This window comes from Vibrio sp. D173a (assembly GCF_030248475.1).
In genome coordinates, this window is sequence record NZ_JAHGAH010000026.1 from 1 (window position 1) to 8817 (window position 8817).

General features: G+C 46.6%; 8 protein-coding genes. 7 read left to right on the forward strand and 1 reads right to left on the reverse strand.

What is annotated here, in order from left to right:
- Window positions 1-97: 97 nt before the first annotated feature.
- On the reverse strand, window positions 98-616 hold the full coding sequence (locus KIV40_RS03850; protein ID WP_134978006.1) for an FxsA family protein: 519 nt from the start codon (window positions 614-616) through the stop codon (window positions 98-100).
- Window positions 617-1040: 424 nt separating this feature from the next.
- Between KIV40_RS03850 and aspA the strand changes: the two genes are divergently transcribed.
- From aspA to KIV40_RS03885, 7 genes are all read left to right on the forward strand, one after another.
- A complete protein-coding gene (aspA, locus tag KIV40_RS03855) occupies window positions 1041-2492 on the forward strand; it encodes an aspartate ammonia-lyase (protein WP_005428778.1) in 1452 nt (483 codons plus the stop codon).
- A 176-nt stretch (window positions 2493-2668) separates the two neighbouring features.
- The gene (locus tag KIV40_RS03860; protein WP_005428800.1) at window positions 2669-3976 is read left to right on the forward strand and encodes an anaerobic C4-dicarboxylate transporter; all 1308 of its coding nucleotides are present in this window, start codon (window positions 2669-2671) and stop codon (window positions 3974-3976) included.
- 161 nt (window positions 3977-4137) lie between these two features.
- Window positions 4138-5973 (forward strand): protein-disulfide reductase DsbD, encoded by a 1836-nt coding sequence (locus KIV40_RS03865; RefSeq protein WP_285347987.1) that lies wholly within the window; start codon window positions 4138-4140, stop codon window positions 5971-5973.
- 195 nt (window positions 5974-6168) lie between these two features.
- Window positions 6169-6804 carry a response regulator transcription factor gene (locus KIV40_RS03870; RefSeq protein WP_005428786.1) on the forward strand — a complete coding sequence of 212 codons (636 nt, stop codon included), beginning with the start codon at window positions 6169-6171 and terminating at the stop codon, window positions 6802-6804.
- A 129-nt stretch (window positions 6805-6933) separates the two neighbouring features.
- Window positions 6934-7560, forward strand: a complete 627-nt coding sequence (locus KIV40_RS03875) for a MarC family protein (protein ID WP_005428797.1) — start codon at window positions 6934-6936, stop codon at window positions 7558-7560.
- A gap of 200 nt (window positions 7561-7760) precedes the next feature.
- Entirely contained in the window at window positions 7761-8024 is a 264-nt protein-coding gene (locus KIV40_RS03880; RefSeq protein WP_005530890.1) for a DUF4212 domain-containing protein, read from the forward strand.
- Between the two features lie 12 nt (window positions 8025-8036).
- Window positions 8037-8817: VC_2705 family sodium/solute symporter (locus KIV40_RS03885; protein WP_285347988.1), on the forward strand; the 781-nt coding region annotated here is incomplete at its 3' end.

Here is an 8817-nt window from a genome sequence, read left to right on the forward strand (position 1 = left end):
CTTGAAAGAGTTCAAAAAAATCCCCAAGCTATAAGCTTGGGGATTTGTGTATAAGAGACAGGCTATATGCGCCCTTTTGTTTTTCTTACTGAGTGAATCAGTTGAGCTTGTTACGATCATCGTCGTCTTTGCGCTCGTACTCACCTTCAAAGGTGTTGCCGTTATCCGATTGAGAATCAAATGGGTCACGACGGAACGGGTCCTGCTCAAATGGACCTTGATTTGAGTAATTGGCGTGGAAGCCTCCACCGTTCATGGTCTTCACTACCATCTTACTCATTAAGTATTTGGCAATCGCTGCTCGTGGTGCCGGCAGCAGCACTAACATGCCTAATGCATCGGTCATAAAACCTGGCGTTAATAGCAACACACCAGCAACTGCCAGCATTACGCCTTCAAAAATTTGCTGAGCCGGAATTTCACCTTGCTCTAAACGACTTTGCACTGACATCAAGGTCTGGATGCCTTGGCTGCGTACCAAAGACGCACCGACAAATGCCGTGATCAATACCAAAGCAATCGTAGGCCAGAGACCCAAAAAGCCCCCCACCTGAATAAATAGGCCGATTTCGATGATCGGGACGAAAATAAACGCCAATAATAAGATAGGAAACACATGCCCTCCTTTGTTCAATTCAGTGTAATGGCAAAAGCCTACTAAGCTCAAACGAATCGTTGTAAAAAAGCGTGTTCACACTTAGGAGAATCCACTGATGCAAAATTGCCCTTTGAATAAAGGTGCATATATAAAAATTGGTCGTTGAAAAGTGCTAATTTCGCACTCTTAAAATCCATGTTTGTCGAGGAAAAACACCTACCACCAAAGGGTTATTAATATCCCATTCATACTTTGCAAACTATTGACGCATTAAAAGCGAAAAAGGTGATCAAGTTACTATTTTTATGCGCTAGGTGCAGTATGATGTGCCACATAAGTCAGGACGGTTTTCCCAGCCAAAAACTCTGATGAACGGATTCTAGATTGCAGAAATGGCTAATAAATAACTTAAATATCAGAATTATTATCTAAGGATCCTGTTATGGCTACACTATCTGATGCTCCAAAGACAGCAAACCAAGCCACTCGTATTGAAGAAGATCTATTAGGCCAACGTCATGTCCCTGCAGATGCTTACTACGGCATCCACACACTTCGCGCTATCGAAAACTTCAACATTTCAAGCACTACCATCTCTGACGTACCTGAATTTGTACGCGGCATGGTAATGACAAAGAAAGCCGCAGCACTAGCAAACAAAGAGCTAGGCGCAATTCCAAAAGACGTTGCTAACTACATCCTAGAAGCGTGTGATTTGATCCTTGAAACAGGTAAGTGCATGGATCAGTTCCCTTCGGACGTATTCCAAGGCGGTGCTGGCACGTCAGTGAACATGAACACTAACGAAGTTATCGCGAACGTTGCACTTGAACTGATGGGCAAAGAAAAAGGCCAATATGAGTTCATCAACCCGAACGATCACGTTAACAAGAGCCAATCAACAAACTGTGCGTACCCTACGGGCTTCCGTATCGCGGTTTACAACAGTGTTCATCAGTTGATGGAAGCGATCGAATACCTAAAAGGCGCATTCGAGCTTAAAGCACAAGAATTCAAAGACGTGTTGAAGATGGGTCGTACTCAGCTTCAAGACGCGGTTCCAATGACTGTAGGTCAAGAGTTCCACGCATGGGCAGTAACGCTAAACGAAGAAATTCGTGCCCTAGACTACACGTCTAAGCTACTACTAGAAATCAACCTAGGTGCAACCGCAATCGGTACTGGTCTAAACGCCCCAACAGGTTACCAAGCACTAGCAGTAAAACACCTAGCAGAAGTAACTGGCGTTGAAGTGGTTGCAGCAGAAGACCTAATCGAAGCAACGTCTGACTGTGGCGCGTACGTAATGACACACGGTGCGCTGAAACGTCTAGCGGTGAAACTATCGAAGATCTGTAACGACCTTCGTCTACTTTCTTCTGGTCCACGTGCAGGCCTTAACGAACTGAACCTACCAGAAATGCAAGCAGGCTCTTCAATCATGCCAGCTAAAGTAAACCCAGTTATCCCAGAAGTTGTAAACCAAGTTTGCTTCAAAGTTCTAGGTAACGACAACACGGTTTCTTTCGCAGCAGAAGGCGGTCAGCTACAGCTTAACGTAATGGAACCAGTTATCGCACAAAGCGTGTTTGAGTCTATCTCTCTGCTACACAACGCGTGTGTGAACCTACGTGATAAATGTATCGATGGCATCACTGTGAACAAAGAAGTTTGCGAAAACTACGTTTACAACTCTATCGGTATCGTAACTTACCTAAACCCATACATCGGTCACCATGAAGGCGACATTGTTGGTAAGATCTGTGCTGAAACAGGCAAGAGCGTGCGTGATGTGGTTCTAGAACGCGGTTTATTAACTGCTGAAGAGCTAGATGACATCTTATCGGTTGAAAACTTCATGCATCCGACTTATAAAGCGAAACGCTACGAGTAATCGCTGGAGAAAGGGGTCCCAAACGGGGCCCTTTTTTAGGCTCTGATACGGTTAACCACAATTTTTATGCGCTTTTTATTGCCGTAAGCCGATCGGGTTCTGATTTTCTGAACATTTACACCTATTCCTGAGTGTTCAAAAAATCAGAATCATTAAAAACTAAAAGAGGTATCAATATGGTAATGGTCGAACTCTTCGTGGTTCTGCTCTTCATTTATTTGGGAGCAAGAATCGGTGGTATCGGCATTGGTTTTGCCGGTGGTGCTGGGGTAATTGCATTGTCTTTAATCCTAGGCGTACCGACAAGCCAGTCTTTCATCCCTGTCGATGTAATACTGATCATCATGTCTGTAATTACTGCTATTGCTGCAATGCAGGTAGCGGGTGGTTTGGACTGGATGGTTCAGGTTGCGGAAGACTTTTTGCGTAAACATCCCGAACGCATCACCTTTTACGCACCTATCGTGACATTCCTAATGACACTACTTGCGGGTACAGGTCACACAGCATTCTCTACTTTGCCAGTTATTGCAGAAGTAGCGAAAGGCCAAGGTGTTCGTCCTTCTCGTCCACTGTCTATCGCGGTAGTTGCCTCGCAAATCGCTATCACAGCGTCGCCTATCTCAGCGGCTGTTGTGGCGTTTGCAGCAATGTTGCACCCATTTGGCGTTGATTACCTAACGCTACTAGCGGTATGTATCCCAACTACCTTTATCGCTTGTATGATCGGTGCATTTGTTGCGAACTTCATGGGTAGCGAGCTGAAAGACGATCCTGAATACCAAGACCGTCTAGCAAAAGGCCTTATTAAGCTAAACACTGAATCGAAACGCGAAATCCTGCCAACAGCGAAGAAAGCAACTTTCATCTTCCTAGGCGCAATCGCATTCGTAGTGTGTTACGCAGCAGCAATCTCTGGCTCTGTTGGTCTTATCGAGAACCCTGCTCTAGGTCGTAACGAAGCGATCATGACGGTAATGCTAGCAGCAGCGGCAGCTATCGTAATGAGCTGTAAAATCGATGCAGGTAAAATCCCAGCAGCAGCAACATTCCGCTCTGGTATGACTGCGTGTGTTTGTGTTCTTGGTGTGGCATGGCTAGGCTCTACATTCGTTAACGCACACGTTGACGGCATCAAAGAAGTGGCTGGCGCTCTACTAGCAGATTACCCATGGATGCTAGCACTTGTTCTATTCTTCGCTTCAATGCTGCTTTACTCGCAAGGTGCAACGACTGTTGCGCTTATGCCAGCAGCACTAGCAATCGGCGTGGCGCCACTTACCGCAGTTGCGTCTTTCGCAGCAGTAAGTGCGCTATTCGTACTGCCAACTTACCCAACGCTTCTAGCAGCGGTTGAGATGGACGACACGGGTTCAACTCGTATTGGTAAGTACGTATTCAACCACCCATTCTTTGTACCAGGTGTAGCAACCATCGCTTCAGCGGTTGCACTTGGCTTTGCATTCGGTGGTCTACTGATCTAGTAGAAACAGAGTCTTACTCGGGGAGCTTCGGCTCCCTTTTTTATTGACTGAGGCTCACGTTTTTGCTTAACAAATCTTCACTTCCATGAAACTTATTGGCTAGCCAGCGGGTCTGATTGAGTTACACTAACGGCAATTATCTAAGATGAATTGAACCTTTTATGCGTGCATTACTCTCCGTCTTACTCTTAGGGCTTATTACTTTTTCTGCGCCGTCCATGGCCTTGTTTGGTAACGACCAGTTTGGTAATAACCAAAACAACGCTTTTGGCAGCAGCAACGATTCTTTTGTGCCTGTCGATCAGGCTTTCCCGTTCAACTACTACCAGCAAGACGGCAAACTGATGCTCGATTGGCAGGTGCGTGATGGTTACTACCTGTATCAAGAACGTTTGTCAGTCGCGGGCGAGAAGGTGTCGCTAGGCGAACTGCAAATGGAAGAAGGCACGCCGCATAAAGATGAATTCTTTGGTGATGTGCATATCTACACCCAGCCACTGTTTGTTAACGTGCCAATGCATGATTGGCAAGACGGTGCACGCGTGGTGGTGCAATACCAAGGCTGTGCCAAAGCAGGCTTCTGTTACCCACCAGAAACTCGCGTGATACCTATCAGTGCGTTTACTTCATCGAACTCAGATTCAACAGCGGCGACAACTGCACCAAAAGCAGAGCAAGCACCAACAGTAACGCCACCAGCGGCGCAATCATCTACGTCTAGCAATACATTATCGGCGCCAGTAACACAGCAAGATAGCCTTGCCGCCAACTTAGCAGATAACTGGTGGACACCATTATTGTTCCTAGCACTTGGTGTGGGCTTGGCATTTACGCCATGTGTGCTGCCTATGTACCCGATCCTGACTAGCATCGTGCTTGGCAGTGGCAAACTAAGCCAGCGCCGCGCGCTAGGCTTGTCGTTTGTTTATGTGCAAGGCATGGCGCTGACTTACACACTACTAGGTCTTGTCGTCGCCTCTGCGGGCATGCAGTTCCAAGCAGCGATGCAGCACCCTTATGTGTTGATTGGTTTGAGTGTGCTGTTCGTGGCACTCGCACTGTCTATGTTTGGCGTTTATAACCTGCAATTACCAAGCGGCGTGCAAACGTGGTTAAACAACCTCAGCAACAAACAACAAGGCGGAAGCAGCGCAGGCGTATTCGCCATGGGTGCGATTTCAGGTCTGGTGTGCTCACCATGTACCACTGCACCTCTGTCTGGTGCGCTACTTTACGTTGCACAAAGTGGTGACTTGCTGACGGGTGGTATCGCGCTTTACGCACTGGCAATGGGTATGGGTATTCCACTGATTCTTGTTGCTGTATTCGGCAACAAACTTCTGCCAAAAGCAGGGGGCTGGATGGATCGCGTTAAGACCCTATTCGGCTTCATTCTGCTGGCTGCGCCTATCTTCTTACTTGAGCGCATTATGCCAGAAATGTGGGCAACGGCATTGTGGTCAGCACTAGGTATCGCGGCTTTTGGTTGGCTATACCACATCAAAAACAGCCTAGAATTTGGCGGCTGGAAACAAAGCGCTGTGGGCATCATCGCAGTACTAGGTCTGTTTGCTTCTGCTCAACCAGCGTTGAATTACTGGTTTGGTGGCAACACCACTACGCAAACTCAACAAGCAACGGTGAGCTTTACTCGCATTGCTAACGTGGCAGAGCTTGAGGCTGCACTTGCTCAAGCGAAGCAAGCTGGCAAACCAGTAATGCTGGATTTCTACGCCGACTGGTGTGTGGCATGTAAAGAGTTTGAGAAGTACACCTTCCATGACCCAAGCGTCGAAGCCAAACTACAAGACTTCGTTCTTCTGCAGGCGGACGTGACCAAGAACCAAATTCAGGACATCGAGCTGCTTAAACATATGAATGTACTTGGTTTACCAACAATTGAGTTCTGGGATGCCAATGGCGAGCACGTTTCAAACGCTCGTTTGACGGGCTTTATGCAAGCCGAACCTTTCTTAGAGCATATTAATCGATTCTGATTATGAATCATTCAAACGCCAGTGATTGTTCACTGGCGTTTTTTGTTCTTCCAATAAAACCGCGAAAGTTGCGTTTATATGCAATTTTTCTAATAAAAGTCGATTTAGTTCAGACTTTTAGCGGATAAATATTGTCCACCTTCTTAAAGGTGGACAATAATTCCATTAACTAAATAGTCAAAAGTGTTTAACGTCATGGATTCGACCTACACCATTATCATCGCTGATGATCACCCCCTGTTCCGCAATGCCTTGTTCCAATCGGTACACATGGCAGTGAGTGGTGCCAACCTACTCGAAGCGGATACGCTGGATGCTCTACTCGCGTTGCTGGAAAAAGAAGAAGAGCCAGATTTGGTGTTATTGGATCTCAAAATGCCCGGCGCAAATGGCATGTCGGGGTTGATTCACCTTCGTGCTGAATACCCAGACATCCCCGTGGTGGTGGTATCTGCCAGCGAAGAGTCAAGCGTGGTCACACAAGTGAAAAGCCACGGTGCATTTGGCTTTATTCCAAAATCGAGTGACATGCGTGAGCTGGTCAATGCCCTCAACCAAGTTCTTAATGGCGACCCATACTTCCCAGAAGGCTTGATCACCAATAACGCGGCGTGTAATGACTTGGCAGAGAAAATTGCAGCCCTGACGCCTCAGCAATATAAGGTGCTAGGCATGCTTTCTGATGGCTTGCTCAACAAACAAATCGCTTACGAGCTCAATGTCTCTGAAGCAACCATCAAAGCGCACATGACGGCAATTTTCCGCAAACTGGGCGTGAAGAATCGAACTCAAGCCGTCATCCTACTGCAGCAAATGGAACCCGAGCAGTAATGTGTTAGTAAATATATCTAATTCACATTTATATGACGCAAAAAGAACAACAAACGTTAAAATAATAAGGCTGCACCACGCAGCCTTTTTCATCCCTCTGTTAAACCGCTAACTCTGGGAGGTCATACTTTGCTAAGTATTCTCGTCACTCAATTCGTCGTTCTCTGGGCTGTCATCGACCCGATTGGTTCAGTACCCGTTTACCTATCACAAACTCAACACCTCACGGCAAAACAGCGTCGTCTCGTCGCGTTAAAAGCCATTGCCATTTCGATGGGTGTATTGCTGTTCTTTCTTATTGCCGGTCAGTTGTTACTGGAAGCAATGCAAATCCCATTACCCGCTTTTCAAGCTGCTGGTGGTTTAGTGCTATTGCTGTTTGCACTGTCGATGATCTTTGGTGAGAGCAAACCAGAACAAGAACAAAAGCTGGGTGAAGAAGTCAGCCACTCTGATCTTGCTGACTTAGCCGTTTACCCTCTTGCTATCCCTTCAATTGCATCACCGGGAGCAATGATGGCCATCGTGATGCTCACCGATAACAACCGCTACTCTTTTGTCGACCAGGCGATGACCGCAGGCGTCATGATGGCAGTCCTTCTGGTTACCCTCTTCTTGTTGCTAGGTGCAAACACAATTCAAAAAGTGATTGGTAACGTTGGCGCAGCCATCATCAGCCGCGTGATGGGACTTATCCTTGCTGCCGTGGCACTGAATAATTTGCTGCTTGGTATAAAAGATTTCTATGTTAATTGATAAAACTCTTAGACCTTTGGCTAATTTAACATCAAGTTAACATCACACTTTTATCTCCACCTCCTTTCAAACGCCCTAAAAATGGGCGTTTTTGCTTTTTAGCGTCCCGACTAAAGTTGAAAAGAGTTCTTGCCAGCACCTTGCTAATGTTCATGTTGAAACATTTTTTTAACAAAAATACCACTCGTAAGGAGACGGCAATAGCATTTGAAAGCGAAGAAAGAGCCAAAGCCTACTGGGACAAAAACGTGAAGCTCATGATTACCCTGATGGTCATCTGGTTCGTGGTGTCTTTCGGCTGCGGCATTTTATTTGTCGACGAACTCAATCAATTTCAATTAGGTGGATACAAACTCGGATTCTGGTTTGCTCAGCAAGGCTCCATATATGCCTTCCTAGGTATTATTTTCTACTACGCGTGGAAGATGCGCCAAATCGACCGTGAATTCGGCGTAGATGAGTAAAGAGTAACTCAGATGGATTTGAAAACTATTACCTATCTAGTGGTTGGCGCGACATTCGTCCTCTACATCGGTATTGCAATTTGGGCTCGTGCAGGCTCAACCAAAGAATTCTATGTAGCAGGTGGCGGTGTCAACCCGATCGCTAACGGCATGGCGACCGCAGCAGACTGGATGTCAGCAGCATCGTTCATCTCTATGGCGGGCTTGATTGCCTTCATGGGTTACGGCGGTTCAGTATTCCTTATGGGCTGGACAGGCGGTTACGTACTGCTTGCACTTCTACTTGCCCCATATCTACGTAAGTTCGGTAAGTTTACCGTGCCAGAATTCGTAGGTGAGCGTTTCTACTCTAACGCAGCGCGTATCGTAGCGGTTGTGTGTCTGATCATCGCATCAGTGACTTACGTTATCGGTCAGATGAAAGGCGTGGGCGTGGCATTTGGTCGTTTCCTAGAAGTGGATTACTCAACGGGTCTACTGATCGGTATGTGTATCGTATTCATGTACGCCGTTATGGGCGGTATGAAAGGCATTACCTACACGCAGATTGCTCAATATTGCGTACTCATTTTGGCTTACACTATTCCTGCAATATTTATCTCTCTGCAACTCACAGGTCACCCACTACCACAGATCGGTCTAGGCAGTACCATTCAAGGTAACGATGTCTATCTGCTCGATAGGCTCGACCAAGTGGTCACCGAGCTCGGATTTAGTGAATACACCACCCAAGTTCGTGGCGACACACTAAACATGTTTGTGTACACCATGTCACGCTGTTTTTCAAGCAAGT

Excerpts from the sequence above, each read along its gene's own strand:
- KIV40_RS03860 (WP_005428800.1), top strand. The coding sequence starts at position 2,669 with ATGGTAATGGTCGAACTCTTCGTGGTTCTGCTCTTCATTTATTTGGGA.
- KIV40_RS03870 (WP_005428786.1), top strand. The coding sequence starts at position 6,169 with ATGGATTCGACCTACACCATTATCATCGCTGATGATCACCCCCTGTTC.
- aspA (WP_005428778.1), top strand. The coding sequence starts at position 1,041 with ATGGCTACACTATCTGATGCTCCAAAGACAGCAAACCAAGCCACTCGT.
- KIV40_RS03865 (WP_285347987.1), top strand. The coding sequence starts at position 4,138 with ATGCGTGCATTACTCTCCGTCTTACTCTTAGGGCTTATTACTTTTTCT.